Source organism: Kitasatospora sp. NPDC038210, from assembly GCF_055600605.1.
The window spans coordinates 74477-88775 of sequence record NZ_JBVJYK010000025.1 but is presented as its reverse complement, the minus strand read 5'-3'; the positions used below and the strand labels follow the sequence as shown (position 1 = coordinate 88775).

At 73.5% G+C, this 14299-nt stretch carries 13 protein-coding genes; 6 read left to right on the top strand and 7 right to left on the bottom strand.

Annotated elements, in window-relative coordinates; all coding sequences use genetic code 11:
* Nucleotides 1-12: 12 nt before the first annotated feature.
* Both ACZ7KX_RS34650 and ACZ7KX_RS34645 read right to left on the bottom strand, forming a co-directional pair.
* Nucleotides 13-807, bottom strand: a complete 795-nt coding sequence (locus tag ACZ7KX_RS34650; protein WP_470329977.1) for an NAD-dependent epimerase/dehydratase family protein — start codon at nucleotides 805-807, stop codon at nucleotides 13-15.
* 218 nt (nucleotides 808-1025) lie between these two features.
* On the bottom strand, nucleotides 1026-3887 hold the full coding sequence (locus tag ACZ7KX_RS34645; RefSeq protein WP_470329960.1) for a helix-turn-helix transcriptional regulator: 2862 nt from the start codon (nucleotides 3885-3887) through the stop codon (nucleotides 1026-1028).
* A gap of 172 nt (nucleotides 3888-4059) precedes the next feature.
* Between ACZ7KX_RS34645 and ACZ7KX_RS34640 the strand changes: the two genes are divergently transcribed.
* Together ACZ7KX_RS34640 and ACZ7KX_RS34635 are read left to right on the top strand one after the other, a co-directional pair.
* A complete protein-coding gene (locus ACZ7KX_RS34640) occupies nucleotides 4060-4617 on the top strand; it encodes a TetR/AcrR family transcriptional regulator (protein WP_470329959.1) in 558 nt (185 codons plus the stop codon).
* A gap of 122 nt (nucleotides 4618-4739) precedes the next feature.
* The gene (locus tag ACZ7KX_RS34635; protein ID WP_470329958.1) at nucleotides 4740-5477 is read left to right on the top strand and encodes a hypothetical protein; all 738 of its coding nucleotides are present in this window, start codon (nucleotides 4740-4742) and stop codon (nucleotides 5475-5477) included.
* On the opposite strand, the gene ACZ7KX_RS34630 is transcribed toward ACZ7KX_RS34635, so the two are convergent.
* Complete coding sequence (locus ACZ7KX_RS34630; protein WP_470329957.1) at nucleotides 5425-6534, bottom strand: DUF5937 family protein; 1110 nt, start codon at nucleotides 6532-6534, stop codon at nucleotides 5425-5427. The genes ACZ7KX_RS34635 and ACZ7KX_RS34630 overlap by 53 nt on opposite strands.
* Before the next feature lie 250 nt (nucleotides 6535-6784).
* Here ACZ7KX_RS34630 and ACZ7KX_RS34625 point away from each other — a divergent pair, with 250 nt between their 5' ends.
* From ACZ7KX_RS34625 to ACZ7KX_RS34615, 3 genes are read left to right on the top strand one after another with little or no spacing between them, the layout of a single operon-like run.
* The gene (locus ACZ7KX_RS34625; RefSeq protein WP_470329956.1) at nucleotides 6785-8494 is read left to right on the top strand and encodes a DUF885 domain-containing protein; all 1710 of its coding nucleotides are present in this window, start codon (nucleotides 6785-6787) and stop codon (nucleotides 8492-8494) included.
* A 59-nt stretch (nucleotides 8495-8553) separates the two neighbouring features.
* A complete protein-coding gene (locus ACZ7KX_RS34620; RefSeq protein ID WP_470329955.1) occupies nucleotides 8554-9030 on the top strand; it encodes an HIT family protein in 477 nt (158 codons plus the stop codon).
* Between the two features lie 43 nt (nucleotides 9031-9073).
* Nucleotides 9074-9613, top strand: coding sequence for an SMI1/KNR4 family protein (locus tag ACZ7KX_RS34615; RefSeq protein ID WP_470329954.1), 540 nt, complete (start codon nucleotides 9074-9076; stop codon nucleotides 9611-9613).
* Here ACZ7KX_RS34615 and ACZ7KX_RS34610 read toward each other — a convergent pair.
* The 3 genes from ACZ7KX_RS34610 to ACZ7KX_RS34600 all read right to left on the bottom strand — a co-directional run bounded on the left by ACZ7KX_RS34610 (nucleotide 9591) and on the right by ACZ7KX_RS34600 (nucleotide 12995).
* A complete protein-coding gene (locus ACZ7KX_RS34610) occupies nucleotides 9591-12215 on the bottom strand; it encodes an alpha-amylase family glycosyl hydrolase (protein WP_470329953.1) in 2625 nt (874 codons plus the stop codon). The genes ACZ7KX_RS34615 and ACZ7KX_RS34610 overlap by 23 nt on opposite strands.
* 195 nt (nucleotides 12216-12410) lie before the next feature.
* Nucleotides 12411-12779: a hypothetical protein gene (locus tag ACZ7KX_RS34605; RefSeq protein WP_470329952.1), complete on the bottom strand. Its 369-nt coding sequence runs from the start codon at nucleotides 12777-12779 to the stop codon at nucleotides 12411-12413.
* 30 nt (nucleotides 12780-12809) lie between these two features.
* Nucleotides 12810-12995: a hypothetical protein gene (locus ACZ7KX_RS34600; RefSeq protein ID WP_470329951.1), complete on the bottom strand. Its 186-nt coding sequence runs from the start codon at nucleotides 12993-12995 to the stop codon at nucleotides 12810-12812.
* Between ACZ7KX_RS34600 and ACZ7KX_RS34595 the strand changes: the two genes are divergently transcribed.
* Nucleotides 12982-13287 carry a hypothetical protein gene (locus ACZ7KX_RS34595; protein WP_470329950.1) on the top strand — a complete coding sequence of 102 codons (306 nt, stop codon included), beginning with the start codon at nucleotides 12982-12984 and terminating at the stop codon, nucleotides 13285-13287. The two genes, ACZ7KX_RS34600 and ACZ7KX_RS34595, sit on opposite strands and share 14 nt — an antisense overlap.
* 25 nt (nucleotides 13288-13312) lie before the next feature.
* On the opposite strand, the gene ACZ7KX_RS34590 is transcribed toward ACZ7KX_RS34595, so the two are convergent.
* Entirely contained in the window at nucleotides 13313-14257 is a 945-nt protein-coding gene (locus ACZ7KX_RS34590) for a helix-turn-helix transcriptional regulator (RefSeq protein WP_470329949.1), read from the bottom strand.
* Between the last annotated feature and the right edge of the window lie 42 nt (nucleotides 14258-14299).

Genomic DNA, 14299 nt, shown 5'->3' with positions numbered 1-14299 from the left:
GACGGGTGGCGGTCAGGGGCGGGCCTGGGTGAAGCGGCCGCCGAGGAAGCGGAACTCCGGGTCCTCTGCAGGGAGTTCGCCGAGTTCGGCGATCAGGTCGGCGGCGAAGGGCTCGGCGTCGTCCAGGGGTCGGTAGCCGAGTGCCCGGGCGGAGGTGAGGTCCCACCAGGCGCGGGTGTTGGCGGATATGCCGTAGGCAACGGTGTGGCCGGCCACCGGGCCGGTGAGGGCGGCGTGCACCAGGCGGGTGCAGTCGGCGGGGCTGAGCCAGGTGCCGAGCATCCGGACGCTGCGGGGCCGGGGGGCGAAGGAGCCGATGCGCAGGGAGACCGTCTCGATGCCGTGCCGGTCGGCGTACAGCGAGGCGAGGTTCTCGCCGAAGCACTTGGAGAGCCCGTAGTAGGTGTCGGGCCGTTGCGGGGTGTCCACCCGGACGGTGCTGCCGTCGGCGGGGCGCTCGGTGAAGCCCACGGCGTGGTTGCTGCTGGCGTGGACGATCCGGGGCACGCCCGCCTCGCGAGCGGCGTCGTAGAGCCGGTAGGTGCCTTCGATGTTGGCGGCGAGGATGTCGCCGAACGGTGCCTCGCCCGGGATCCCGGCCAGGTGGACGACGGCGTCGACGCCGGCCATCGCCGCCGCCAGTGCCCCGGCGTCCTGGAGGTCGGCGATGACGGCGTCGGGTTCGCCGGGCACCGGGAGGCGGTCGAAGCAGCGCAGCCGGTAGCCGTAGGCGGGCAGGGACTCGCGCAGGCAGGTGCCGATGCGGCCGGCGGCACCGGTGAGCAGGACCTCGCGGGGCTGGTTCACCGTCGGTTGCGTCTCCATGATTCCTCGCAGGCTCGTCGGAACGGACGGGTCGATTCGGCGACGTGGGACGGTACCTGATGGTGCGTCGGAGTTCGACGGGATTTTTGACGGCACGGTTCGTGAAGGCCAAGGTTCTTGAAAGCCAAGGTTCGTGAAGGCCATGGTTCGTGAAGGCACTCGACGGGCCTCCGCGGCCGTATGCCCGGCCGGGGCGGGGGTCAGGGTGCGGCGGAGGGGTGGTCGATCCTGGTCAGGGCGTCGCGGAGGGCGGCGCGCGTGGTGACGCCCAGTTTGGGGAAGACGCGGTAGAGGTGGGCGCTGACCGTGCGGGGGGAGAGTCGGATCCGCTCGCCGATCTCCTTGTTCGTCAGGCCGGCGGCGGCGAGTTCGGCGACCCGGCGCTCCTGCCAGGTCATCGGCACCGCGGTGGGTGCCGGGGGGTGGGGCGTGACGCCGCTCGCCCGCAGTTCGGCGTGGGCCCGCGCGGCCCAGGCGGTGGCGCCGAGCCGGTCGAGGGCCTCGGCGGCCGGGGCGAGGAAGGCGCGGGCCGCCGCACCGCCCTGGGCGCGGCGCACGCGGATCCCGTGGGCGAGCCGGATCCGGGCCAGCTCGAACGGGAACCGCTCGGCCGCCGGGTGGGACTGCGCGCGGGTGTACATCTCCGCCGCCTCCCCGTCGTCGTCGGCCGTCATCGCGAGGGCCCCGTGGGTGATCAGGGCCAGGCGCGGGGAGAGGTCGGGCAGGCCGGCGTCCCGCGCGGCCAGCGCGTGGGCCCGGGCCTGTTCGGCACGCCCGGTGTGCAGGGCGGCTTCGACGAGGTCGAGGAGGGTTCGCGACGCCTGGTACGCGTAGGGCCGGAACGCCCCCGGCGCGGTGATGCCGATGGCGTAGAGGAACGCGGTCTCGTAGTCGCCGGCGCTCAGCGCGGTGGTCGCGCCGATGCCGTCCGCGAGCTGGGTGAGGAATCCGACGCCGCGCGGGCGGGCCCAGGCGTCGACCTCGGCCTGCAGGTCGCGGGCCTCCTGCGCCCGGCCGCGTACGGCCGCGAGCTGGGCCAGGTAGGCGCGGGTCTGGTGCGCGAACAGCTGGTTGCCGGTCTCGGTCGCCAGGGCCAGGGCGTGCTGTCCGGTGCGTTCGGCGGCGTCCCACTGGCCGAGCGCGGTCTGGTCGAGCATGACCAGGTGCAGCATGACGATGCCGCTGGACGTGGCGCCGGTGTCCAGTTCGCGGTCCACGACGCGCTCCAGGTACGGGCGCAGCGGGCTCAGGACGTCGAGGTGGTAGGCCGACACGGCCAGGCGCGTGACGTCCCACGGGTCCTGGTGCTGCAGGTCCGCCGCGGCCCGTTCCACCGCCTCGGCGAGGCCGGCGCCGTGCCGGACGACGTCGCTCCAGGTGCCGGCGTACAGCCACGCCCGTTCGGTGGCGAGGTCGCCGAGGGAGGTGAGGACCTCGTGCGTGCGGTGCCACGCGGTACGGCTGCCGGCGAACTGGCTGACGGCGAGCAGGAGGCTGACCAGGCGGTCGAGCACCTCGCCGTTGGGGTCGGCGTCGGGCCGGGGCGGGGAGGGCCGGGCCGGGAACGGCCGGGTCGGGGAGGGATGGGCCTGGAACGGCTGCGCCCGGAACGGCCGGCCCGCGTCGCCGTCGCGCAGTCGCCCGATCGCCTCCGTGACCTGGCGGTGCGTGGCCCGCACGTCGCCGTTCTGGTACAGCGCCAGGTAGGCGTCGGCGAGGACCGCGGCGGGGTTGTCGTCCGAGCCGGGCGTGGAGGCGGCCAGTGCGAGGCTGCGGGCCTGGCCGAGCCGGTCCGCCTGCCCGGCGACGTACGCCGCGTCGCCGAGCCGCCGGGAGCGGTCGGCCCGGTTCTCGCTGAGCTCGGCGGCACGGGTGAGCCAGGACACGGCCATGCGCGCGCCCCCGCGCCGGGTCGCCGACCGGGCGGCGGTTTCGAGGGCGGCGGCCACCTCCTCGTCGGGGTCGACGGTGGCGGCCGCGAGGTGGGTGGCGCGCCGTTCCGGGTTCTCCCGGTGGAGGTGCGCCAACACCCGGTGGGCGGCCCGGCGTTCGTCCGTGGTGGCGAGCTGGACGACGGCCGACCGGACGAGCGGGTGCCGGAAGACGAGGCTGCCGGTGGCCGGCTCGACGACCAGCAGGCCGCACCCGACCGCCTCGTCGACGCCGCGCATGCGGTACCCCGCGGTCGGGGCGGGGCCGTCGCCGGGCCTGGCCGCCGTGCCGTCGAGGGCGCCGGTCAGCAGTTGCGCCCGGACGGTGTCGCCGAGGCGGGCCAGGCGGGTGGCGTAGATCTCCTGGATCCGCCGGGGCAGCGGCACGCCGTGCGGGCCGAGCAGGTCCTCCGGCGCCCGGTCGCCCGGCTGGGAGGCGGTGTGGGCGGGCAGCTCCAGCAGTGCCAGCGGGTTGCCGCGGGCCGTCTCCAGCACGAGGCCGCGCAGGTGCCTGCCGAGCTGCGGGTGGTGCCGGTCCAGCAGGCAGGTGGCGTCCGCGTCGGCGAGCGCGTGGACAGGTGCCTCCGGCAGGGCCGCGGTGTCGAACCGTGAGGCGATGTCGCTGCGGACGGCCACCAGGAGCTTGACCCCGGGGCTGCCGGCCAGTCGGCGGCCGACGAACCCGCAGACGTCGGCGCTGGCCTCGTCCAGCCACTGGCCGTCGTCGAGGACGAGCAGCAGGGGCCGGGTCGCGGCGGTCGACGAGAGCAGGTTGAGGACGGCGATGCCGAGGGCCATGGCGGACGGCGGCGAGTCGTCCGTCCGGTCGAACACGGCGTCGAGCGCGGTGCGGGCGGCGGCGTTCAGCGGTGGCCGGCCGGGGTGTCCGCCGTCCGGGAGCAGCGGGTAGAGGAGCTGGTGCAGCCCGGCGTAGGGCAGTTCGGTCTCCGCCTCGACCCCGGTGGCCCGGATCACCAGGTGGCCGTCCCCGGCCGCGATCCGCGCCGCCAGGTCGAGCAGGGTGCTCTTGCCGACGCCGGCCTCGCCCCTGAGCAGCAGGGCCTGTCCGTCGGGGGCCTGCACGAACGCGGACAGCCTCGCCCGCTCGCCGTCCCGACCGACCATCACCATGCCCGGTTCCACGCCCGGTCCCCTCCCCTGCCCCCGAGGTGCGCGACCCCGCCCCGAGATGCGTGACCCCACCCCGAGGTGCACGCCCGTCCATATTCAACTAGACGGTTAGTTGATTAGACTGTGTCGTGGTGACCCTGTCAAGTAAACGGTTAGTTAGGAGCTGGGGTAGATGGAGCGCGACGCCGAAGCCACCAAGCGGAGACTCATCGCGGCCGGCCGGGCCGAGTTCGCCGCGCACGGGCTGAACGGTGCCCGCGTCGACCGCATCGCCGCCTCCGCACGGAGCAACAAGGCGCAGATCTACCACTACTTCGGGAACAAGGCCGGGCTGTTCGACGCCGTCTGGAACGAACTGGTCGAGCAGATCGTCGTGAACGTGCCGCTCGACGTGAACGACCTGCCCGGGTTCACGGCAAGCCTGAGCGACCTCTACGCGGAGTACCCCGACATCCCCCGGATCATCACCTGGCAGCGGCTGGAGCACGGCGACGCGCTCAACGAACTCGGCATCGCCGAGGTGCGCAGCAGGAGTGCCGCCATCGCCGAGCTGCAGGCCGAGGGCCGGGTCTCGACCCGGTTCGACCCCCGGGTCCTGTTCGCCCTGCTCGCCCACGTCGCGATGCTGTGGGCGGCGTCCAACCCCGAGGTGCTGGCGGTCCTGGACCCCGTCGACCGGGCGCAGCGCCGCGAGACGATCCGCCGCATCGCCGCGGCCCTGGTCGAGTGAGCGACAGGGGTGCTGCCGCGCCCCCGACTTCCTGAGCGGGTAAGGTTGTTCCTCCCCCTCGCGGGGCGGGAGTTTCGGGTGAACGCCCTTCACGTCCGGTCCGCGGCTGCGAGCATGGGGTCATGCCGAAGGATCACCCGGAACCGCCCCCGACCTCCTCGGTGGAGTGCCTCGTCACCGGTGGGTCGACCGTCAACGGCCCGGTGCTGCAGACCGGAAGCGTGCACGGGGACGTGCACCTCCACCCGGCGGCGCGGCCGGCGCGGCCGACGGGCCCCGAAACGGTGGATGTCCTCGTCGAGTACTTCGAGCCCGGCCAGTGGCTGGTGATCCCCTCGCGAGCGGCGCTCGACGAACCCCCGGTGCTGTTGCCGGGGCAGCGCCCGGGCCAGGAGGACGTGGCCGAGTGGGCCCGCGGGCACGGCGGCGTGGACTTCGCGACCACGGAACTGTCCGTGACCGTGACCAACCGCTCGGACGCCCACCTCACCCTGCGCGGCATGCGGGCCGAGGTCGTCGAGCGTGCCGAACCGCTCACCGGAGCGCTGGTCTCCCGGCTCCCGCAGGGTGTCAGCGGCGTACCGGAGCTGGAACTCGACCTCGACCAGGAACGCCCGGAGCTCTGGGAGGTGGACGAGTTCACCCGTGGACGGGTCGGTGCCCGTCCGTTCCTCGACCGTACCCACGTGCGGCTGGCCCCGGACGAGTCCCAACGGTTCATCATCACCGCGCGGATCCGCAGCTCCTGCTGCGCCTGGAACGGCGCCGGGCCCGTGGGTGGGGCTGGCCCGTGGGTGGGCGGGTCGGTCAGCGGAGGACGCCCTCCAGGAAGTCGCCGCCCAGCCGGGCGACGACGGTGACGTCCAGCTGGTGCAGTGCGTAGCGTCCGCGGCGCTGTGTGGTGACCAGGCCCGCCTTCTTCAGGACGCCCAGGTGCCGGGAGACCTCCGGGGCGGTCAGGCCGTGGATCTGGGCGAGTTCGCTGGTGGTGTAGGCGCCGCGGGCCAGGTGGCGGCACAGGCGGATGCGGGCGGGGTGGGAGAGGGCGGCCAGGCGCAGGGTGAGCTGCTCGACGGAGGGGGGCGGTGTCGCGAGCTCCGGGGAGGCGATCGGGTAGTGCACCACCGGCTGCCAGCCGTCGCGGTGCAGCACCATCAGGTGCGGCCAGCCCATGCTGGTGGGTACGAGGAGCAGGCCGCGGTCCGCCGTGGCGGTCCGGCCGGCGCCGACCTTGTCGACCGTGACCCTCGCCTCCGCCTCGTCCAGGGTGACGGCCGCCGACAGGGAGGTGAGCGCCTCGGCCACGCCCTTGCGGCGCAGCAGTTCGGTCCGGTGGCGGGTGTCGGCCGCGAGCCGGGGGCGCAACCGGGACCAGGTGTCCGCGAAGAACGCCTCGTCGCAGTCCTCCAGGAGCCGGCGCAGCCACTGCCGGATCCGGGGCGGATCGGTCAGCAGCCGGTCGCTGAAGCGCATCTGGCGGGGCCCGCGCATCGCGGCCAGCTCCAGGGCGCGGCGGTGCTGCCCGGGGCCGTCGAGCGGACCGGGGCTCGGCTCGCCGTAGGGCATCGGGTAGTTGAACTCCAGCGCGGCGTCGACGAACTGCTCGTCGGTCAGTTCGTCCAGGAGGTCGAGTTCCTCGCCGAGCGTGGCCCCGGGGCGGGCCGCTCCGCCGGGGATGCCCGCGTAGGGGAGGAAGAGATCGGAGAAGGTCGTCCGCCAGAGGAAGTCGACCTCGTACAGCCGGTCGGCCAGGTGCGGGTCGAGGCGGGCGGTCACGCCGGCCGCCCAGCCCTGGAGCCCCGGGTGGTGCCCCGGCTCGGCCAGCGCGTGCAGCGCCATGCCGAGTTCGGCGAGCGGGGAGGGTACGGCGGCGACGTGCTCCGGTCGCAGCCCCGCGATGTCGATGCACACGCTCATGCACCCATGCTGCACCCGTCCCACCGGCAACACGGTGGTCGTTTGACGGATGTGGTCAAACGACGGGACATTTCGCGGCGCACCTGCGCAGGATGGGAAGCCGCCGCATCCGCAGCGACCAGCCGTACGATCCCGATCCCGATCCCGACCTCCACTCCGGTTCCGAGAGCCGCGGCACCAGCCTCCGCACCAGCCTCCGCCGAAGGGACGTCCCACCGGCGGCAGGGACCGGGCGAACGAGAAGGACGACATGCCCGACCACGTGATGACTCCCCGACAGGTCGCCGACGACTACGTGGCCCTGGTCGCCGCACACGATCCCGTCACCTCCACGGCCCTGGGCCTGGCCCCGGGCGACGACTCGATGCCCGACCTGTCGCCCGACGGGTTCGAGGAGCAGGCCCGGTTCGCGCGGCAGACCCTGGCCCGGCTCGACGCCCTGCCCGAAGCCGGGCCCGACGCGGACCCGGTGGAGCACGCGTGCGCGAGGCTGCTGCGCGAGCGGCTGGAGGCCGAGGTGCGGGCGCACGACGCCGGCGAGCACCTGCGGACCGTCGCGAACCTGCACACGCCGGTGCACCAGCTCCGGAACGTCTTCACGATGATGCCCACCGCCGCCGACGAGGACTGGGCCCCGGTGCTGGGCCGGCTGCGGAACCTGCCCGCCGCGCTGGACGGCTACCGGGCCACCCTGGCGGAGGGCGTCGCGCGCGGACTGCTCGCCGCGCCCCGGCAGGCCGACGTCCTCGGCGCGCAACTCACCGCGTGGACCGGGGAGACGGCCGACGGCCGGACGGTCGGCGGCCGCGGCTGGTTCGCCGAGTTCGTCGCCCCCGCGCCGCAGCGGCTGCGCCCCGAGCTGGACACGGCCGCGAAGGACGCGACCGCCGCCGTGGCCGCGTTCCGGGACTGGCTCCGCGACACCTACCGGCCCGCCGCGCAGGGCACGCCGGACGCCGTCGGCCGCGAGCGCTACCTGCTCGGGGCCCGCCGCTACACCGGCGCCGACCTCGACCTGGACGAGGCCTACGGCTGGGCGTGGGAGGAGTTCCACCGGGTCTGGGCCGAACTGCGCACCGAGGCCGGGCGGGTGCTTCCGGGCGCCACCGTCCGGCAGGCCCGCGCCCACCTGGACGAGCACGGGCACACCGTGCAGGGCGCCGAGCGGATGCGCGCCTGGCTGCAGCAGATCACCGACGAGGCGATCGAGGCGCTCGACGGGCGCCACTTCGACATCACCGGCCCGCTGCGCCGCGTCGAGACCCGGATCGCCCCGGCCGGCGGCGCGGCCGCGCCGCACTACAGCGGCCCGAGCCTGGACTTCGCCCGCCCGGGCCGGACCTTCCTCCCGCTGGCCAACGGCGACGCCGAGGAACGGTTCCGCACCTGGCGCCTGGTCAGCACCTGGTACCACGAGGGCGTCCCCGGCCACCACCTGCAGCTCGCCTCCTGGACGGCGGCCGCCGACCGGCTGTCCCGCTACCAGGTCACCCTCGGCAAGATCAGCGCCAACGTGGAGGGCTGGGCCCTGTACGCGGAGCGCCTGATGGACGAGCTCGGCTTCCTCGCCGACCCGGCCCGCCGCCTCGGCTACCTCGGCAAGCAGATGATGCGGATCGTCCGCGTCGTCATCGACATCGGCATGCACCTGGAGAGCGTCATCCCGGCCCACTCCCCGTTCCACCCGGGCGAGCGCTGGACCCCGGAGCTGGGCGGCGCCTTCATGGCGGAGTACGCCGGGATGACGCCGGCCGTCCTGGAGAGCGAGATCGTCCGCTACCTCGGCCGCCCGGGCCAGGCCATCGGCTACAAGCTCGGCGAGCGCGCCTGGCTGGCCGGCCGCGAGGCGGCCCGCCGTCGGCTCGGCGCCGACTTCGACCTCAAGCGCTGGCACATGACGGCCCTGCGCCAGGGCTCCCTGGGCCTGGACGACCTGGAGGCGGCGCTGGCCGTGCTGTGACCGTGCGCCGCGACCACCCTCCGAGGGGTGGGGTGGTCGCGGCCGGGTAGATTCCGGCCATGGCTGACGACTGGCGGACGGACCGGATCGGGAGCGCGCTGCGGGGCGAGAACCCCACGGTGCTGCGGCGATTGACCGCGGGGTTCGCCGTGATCGGCGATACGCAGTTCCTGCCGGGCTACTCGGTGCTCCTGGCGGACGACCCCCGGGTGGAACGGCTCTCGGACCTGCCCAGAGCCGGACGGCTGGCCTTCCTCTCCGACATGGACCGGCTCGGCGAGGCGGTCGAGCGGGCCTCCCGGCGCCTGGATCCGGCCTTCCGGCGGGTCAACCTGGAGATCCTCGGCAACACGGACGGCTTCCTGCACGCGCACGTCTGGCCGCGCTTCGAGTGGGAGCCCGCCGACCTGGTGGGCAGGCCGGTGTGGCTCTACCCCCGGGACCGGTGGTCCGACCGGCGGTTCGCCCTCGGCCCGCGGCACGACCCCCTGCGTGCGGCGATCGGGGAGGAGCTGGACCTCCTGCGCCCGGCGTGACCCGGCGGCCGGGCGCGTGCGGCCGAGCCGTAGGCTGCCCGTCATGACGCGATTCGACGAGGTCACGGCGACGTTCTGGGGTGCCGGTGAGCACGGCGTCCACGAGCCCCTGACGGCCGAGGCGGTGCGGGAAGCGGAGCGTCTGCTCGGTGTGACCCTGCCCCCGGCCCTGCTCGACCTCCTGCGGATCCGCAACGGCGGCATCGTGGCCGACGAGCACGACGCGTTCCCCACCGGCCGGCCGACCTCGTGGAGCGAGGACCACGTCCCCTTCGACGCCCTGCTGGGCATCGGCCGAAGCGGGCGGATGATGTCGCTGCTGGACACCCCCTACCTGGTCGAGGAATGGGCGCTGCCGTCGCCGCTCGTCCTCCTCTCGGGTGACGGTCACTACTGGATCGGTCTCGACTACCGGGCCTGCGGCCCGGACGGCGATCCGTCGGTCACCTGGTTCGACACCGAGCTCGGCACCGAACTCGAACTGGCTGCGGACTTCAGGACGTTCGTCGAGCAGCTCACCGCAGCCGACTCCTTCGACCTCGACCTCGACCCGTCGCCCGTCACGCGTCCTGGGACAGGATGACCGCGCTGTACTTTCCCACCCCGACCGTGCCCGTGCACGGCTGCCCGTCCCTGGGCCCGGGGCGGGTGCGGACGTCGTGGCTGGGCGCGTTCTCGAACGTCGAGTCGTAGGCCTGCGCGTCGCTGTTGAACCGCACGTGCCAGGTCCCTTCGCGAGGGAACCCGAGGTCGTACGCGGGGTACGCGTGGTTGCCGAAGTTGAGGACGACCACGGTGCTGTCCTCGGGGTGCTCCGTCGGGTAGCGGCGGAAGGCGATCACCTTGTCGGTGTCGTTGCGGTGATAGGTCTCCACACCCGTGCCCCGCAGGCCGGCGGTGGTGTTCCCGCGGTTGCGTCGCAGCTCGATGAGGTCCCGGTAGAGCTGCGTGATCCCCGTGTGGCGCTCCCGCTTGGCGGCCCAGTCGAGTCGGGCGCGGTCGTCGAAAGCGGTGTCCTCCAGGTACTCCTGCCCCTGGAAGATCATGGGGATGCCCGGTGCGGTCATCACCGCCGCGGCGCCGAGGGTCGAGCGTTTCTTGGCGTACCAACTCCTGGGGCTCTCAGGGCAGATCGCCTCGGGCAGGCGGCGGCGTTGGTGCGCGCGGGCGACGTCGTCGTGCGACTCGGTGTAGATCACCCGGGCGAACGTGCGGCCGCCGATCCGGTGCCCGACCGCCTCGCAGACCCGACGCATGTCGCGGTCCTCGTCCCGGGCGGGGGTGAGCGCGTCCCGCAGGGCGTTGACGAAGCCGGCGTCCCACTGGGAGTCGAACCCCGCCCCTACGGGTGCGGCGGTGGTGAGCGCGGGTTCGTCCTGCAGGTCCTCCGCGATGCGGATCCTCCCCGGCAGGGCGGTCCCGATCGCGAAGTTGACCTCGCGCATGAGACGCCAGCCCTCGGGGATCCCGTGGCCCAGCCCGCCGCCGGCCTCGTTGCCGACGCCGACGCTGCGGATGAACGCGGTGCCGTCCCACCGCAGGCCGTCCATGCGGTACTCCCGCAGCCAGTGCAGCGTGCTGGCCTTCAGGTACCGGCAGACCTCGGGCCTGCCGTAGTCCGGGCGCGGACCCCACCCGGTATCGCGGCGTTCGTCGTTGTAGAAGTAGATCCCGTCGCCGTCGTTCTCGTACCAGCCGTCGAAGCGGCGCAGTCCGGCATCGAGGTCGTTCGGCCCGAAGTGGTTGTAGACGACGTCGCACAGCACCGCCAGGCCGAGCCCGTGGGCCTCCCGGACCAGGGTCCTCAGGTCGTCCGGGGTGCCGTAGTCGCCGGCCACCGCGAAGGCCGAAACCGGGTTGTAGCCCCAGGACCTCTCCCCGGCGTACTCGGTGACCGGCATCAGCTCGATGGCCGTCACCCCGAGCTCGGCCAGCACGTCGAGCCGCTCGGTCAGCCCGGACAGCCGACCGGGCGGGCCGTCGGCGCCGCTGAAGGTGCCGACGTGCAGCTCGTAGATGACGAGGTCGTCCAGTGCCGGGGTCTGCCACTTCTGCTCGCCCCAGTCGAAGGCGGCGGCCTCGATCACCGCGTTGCCGACCGAACCGGTCAGCCGGCGCGCGTAGGGGTCGATCTTCCACAGCTCGCGGTTCTTCCGCAGCTCGGCGTCGCTGGCGGTGACCAGGTACTTGTACTCGTCCCCCGGGGCGGCCTCGTCCAGCCGGACCGCCCAGTTGCCGTGACCCTCGATGGCCATCGGGTGCGGCGTGGCCCAGCCGTCGAACGACCCTAGGACGCTCACCGCAGCGGCGTTCGGAGCCCAGACCCGGAATTCCGTGCCGTCGGGCCCGGGGACCGCCCCCATGGGAGGGACCTCTTCCTCTTCCTTCTTCCGGCCCTCCGCCCCTTCCGGCGTGCCGTCCGGTGTGCGCGAAGCCTCCGGCGTACGCAAGGCCACCGGCGTACGCAGAGCCTCCGGTGTGTTCCGGGCAAAGTCCACGTCCTCGTGGTCCGGTTCGTCGTACCAGCCCGACCTCATGGCGTAATCCACGATGTCTTCCCAGTCCTCCGCCCGGCCGAAGTCCTTGCCGCCGATCGTCACGTCCCCTTGCCGGCTCACGTCGATCCTGGGCGTCCAGTTCCGGTACAGCTCAAGGTACTTGCTTCCCATGGCGGTGAGGACCACGTACTTCGACAGCGGGAACTGCGTGACCGGGTCCGATTCGAATCTCTCCTTCATCCCCACCAGGCCGGGGGACTCGGGCTTCGGCTTCACGTATCCCAGATGATGCAGCCGCTCCAACTCCTGGTACATCGACGGCCGGTACTGGACCTTTCCGTCCTGGTTCCCGGCCACCAGCTTCCGTAGGTGGCTGCGCTCGTACCGGGTGACCAGACTGAGCATTGCCAACTGGAGCGACTGGACCTCGTCTTCGAGCTTCTTGATGTGCTGCCACTTGGCCTTGAAGGGTCCGAACGAGAGTTCCTCCAGTGTTCCCGGACTCGCCAGGGCCAGCAGGGCGAGGACCAGCGCCCCGAACACCGCGATGATCGCGGCGGTCACGTTCTGCGTGTGGCTCACCGCGCTGTCGACGAAGACGTCGACGAGCATCGCGAAGATCGCCACCGCGAAGACGACCGTCAACGTCCGGAGCCAGAAGACGGGTGATTTCCAACGGGAGGACATCGCAGGCACCACCTCTCCCGGTCGTTTCCGACAGCGAAGAGCCTGCTCGGCCGGGCAGCACCTCCAAGATCCAGTATCCCCCCGCCCGCCACCCGATTCCAACCCCCCCCGAGGTCGAACACGCAGCGTGACGCGGTGCCGGTCACGTCGGGTCACGCATCCCGTGGAGCGCCGGGCGCCGGGAGGGTGGTCGGTTCAGGAGGAGGTGGTGGCGGTCGTGGTGGGGGTGCAGAACTCCGCCTCCGGTTCGGCGGTGAAGACGCCGATCGGCCAGGCCCGGGTGCCGTTGGCCCAGTCGCCGTTGACCTCCGTGGAGAGGACGTGGTGGCCGTCGCGGGTGCCGAAGATGTAGGACCAGGATCCGTCGATCGCGCCGCCCACGCCCCACCCCGTGCCGCAGGAGAGGTCGAGCGGAGCGACGCCCAGGCCGTAGCAGGTGTTCTGGATCCACCCGCCGCGCGGGTCGAGACTGGTGAGCATCTCCTGCTGCTGGGCGGGCGGCAGCAGCCGGCCCTGCAGCAGGGCGCGGAAGAAGGTGGCGAGGTCGCCGTTGGTGGAGATCATGTCGCCGGAGCCGAAGCCCAGCGAGGGGTTCTACTCGGTCACGTCGTAGAAGGGGGTGGTGTCGCCGGGCACCATCAGCTTGGAGTAGGCGCGGCCGTGCGGGCCGTGGATGCGCGGGTCGTCACCGGTCGGTTCGTAGGTGCTCTTCAGGTGCAGCGGCGTGGTGATCCGCTGGGCGATCTGCTGCGCCGTGCTGCTGCCGGTGACCCGCTCCACGATCATTCCGGCGAGCACGCAGTTGGCCCGGGAGATCGCCCGCAACGGCGGACCCTCCGGCTACCGCTACCGGGCGCTGCTGGCGAGCGCTCAACGCAGCGCGATGATCGCCGAGTTCACCCGCGGCGGGGCCGAGCTGCTCGGCGCGGCCACGCCGGCCGGGGCCAGACTGGGCACGGCCGCCGCCTTCCTGGAGGACACCGGGGCGGAGATCGTCCGCGCCGTGCAGCGGCGTTGGCGGAACGAGGACGCTGCGCGGTCCGCGGCAGCGCACCGGAGCACGCCGGGGTGACCGGCCGCCGCCCGGTGCCGGTGGCTCAGTGCGCGCCCCCGGCGGAGCGCTGGCGGAACCGGCTTGGGGTGCAGCCGTGGTGGGCGCGGAAGCGGCGGGTGAGGTGGGGGTGGTCGGTGAAGCCGGCCGCGGCGGCGATGTCGGCTATCGGCAGGTCGGTGCGGCGCAGCAGGTGGCCGGCGGTGTCGAGGCGGACGGCGGTGAGTTCGGCCTGGAAGGTGGTTCCGGCGGTGTGCAGGGCGCGTTGGAGGGTACGCGCGGACAGGCCGAGGCCGGCGGCGGTGTCGCCGAGGCGCCAGGGGGCGGTGGGGTCGAGGGCGATCCGGCGGCGGAGCTCGCCGAGCAGCCGCCGCTCGGCCTGGTGGGGTGCCGTCGGGGCCGGTGCGGTGTCCGTCCAGCGCAGCCGCCAGGCGGCGATCGGGGTGGGCGCGTCCGTCGGGTGGAGGGCGGACGGCGGGAGGGCGCGGCCGTCGCCGGTGAGCAGGACGGCGTCCACGTCCTGGGCGGTGACGGCGGCGACGGCGGTCAGGTGGAGGGCGCAGACGAAGAGTGTCTCGGCGGGCAGCGGCCGGTGGCCGAGGTGGCCGAGGTGGCGCACCGTCAGCTCGCCCGGGCGCAGTTCGGCCCGGGTGGTGTGGCCGATGTACAGCCAGGGCTCGGCGAGCCGGGACCGGGAGAGCAGGTCGGGCACGTCCTCGGCGGCGGCGAGGGAGCGCAGCAGCGGGTCCTGCGGGAGGGCGAACAGCCGGCGGGCGGCGGCCAGGACGGTCGGCCAGCCGAGGCGGTGGAGGTGGGCGAGCAGTTCGCGGTGCAGGTGTTCGGGCACGGAGGTGCCGTCGGCGAGGTGGCGCTCGGCTAGCCGGGCGGCGGGCGCGGGGGGCGTGGCGCCCGCGGTGACGGCCCACAGCACGGCGGCAGTGAGTTCGGGGTGCACGGTCCGGCCGGAGGGCCGGGACGGGGGAGGCGCCATGGCGCGATCGTACAAGTGCGGGGTGCGGCGCCGGGCCATCGT

What these genes read in the sequence shown, in the direction of transcription:
- ACZ7KX_RS34620 (WP_470329955.1), top strand. Translation starts at nt 8,554, where the DNA reads ATGGCTGACGACTGGCGGACGGACCGGATCGGGAGCGCGCTGCGGGGC.
- ACZ7KX_RS34625 (WP_470329956.1), top strand. Translation starts at nt 6,785, where the DNA reads ATGCCCGACCACGTGATGACTCCCCGACAGGTCGCCGACGACTACGTG.
- ACZ7KX_RS34630 (WP_470329957.1), bottom strand. Translation starts at nt 6,534, where the DNA reads ATGAGCGTGTGCATCGACATCGCGGGGCTGCGACCGGAGCACGTCGCC.
- ACZ7KX_RS34645 (WP_470329960.1), bottom strand. Translation starts at nt 3,887, where the DNA reads ATGGTGATGGTCGGTCGGGACGGCGAGCGGGCGAGGCTGTCCGCGTTC.
- ACZ7KX_RS34635 (WP_470329958.1), top strand. Translation starts at nt 4,740, where the DNA reads ATGCCGAAGGATCACCCGGAACCGCCCCCGACCTCCTCGGTGGAGTGC.
- ACZ7KX_RS34605 (WP_470329952.1), bottom strand. Translation starts at nt 12,779, where the DNA reads ATGATCTCCACCAACGGCGACCTCGCCACCTTCTTCCGCGCCCTGCTG.
- ACZ7KX_RS34615 (WP_470329954.1), top strand. Translation starts at nt 9,074, where the DNA reads ATGACGCGATTCGACGAGGTCACGGCGACGTTCTGGGGTGCCGGTGAG.
- ACZ7KX_RS34640 (WP_470329959.1), top strand. Translation starts at nt 4,060, where the DNA reads ATGGAGCGCGACGCCGAAGCCACCAAGCGGAGACTCATCGCGGCCGGC.
- ACZ7KX_RS34610 (WP_470329953.1), bottom strand. Translation starts at nt 12,215, where the DNA reads ATGTCCTCCCGTTGGAAATCACCCGTCTTCTGGCTCCGGACGTTGACG.
- ACZ7KX_RS34590 (WP_470329949.1), bottom strand. Translation starts at nt 14,257, where the DNA reads ATGGCGCCTCCCCCGTCCCGGCCCTCCGGCCGGACCGTGCACCCCGAA.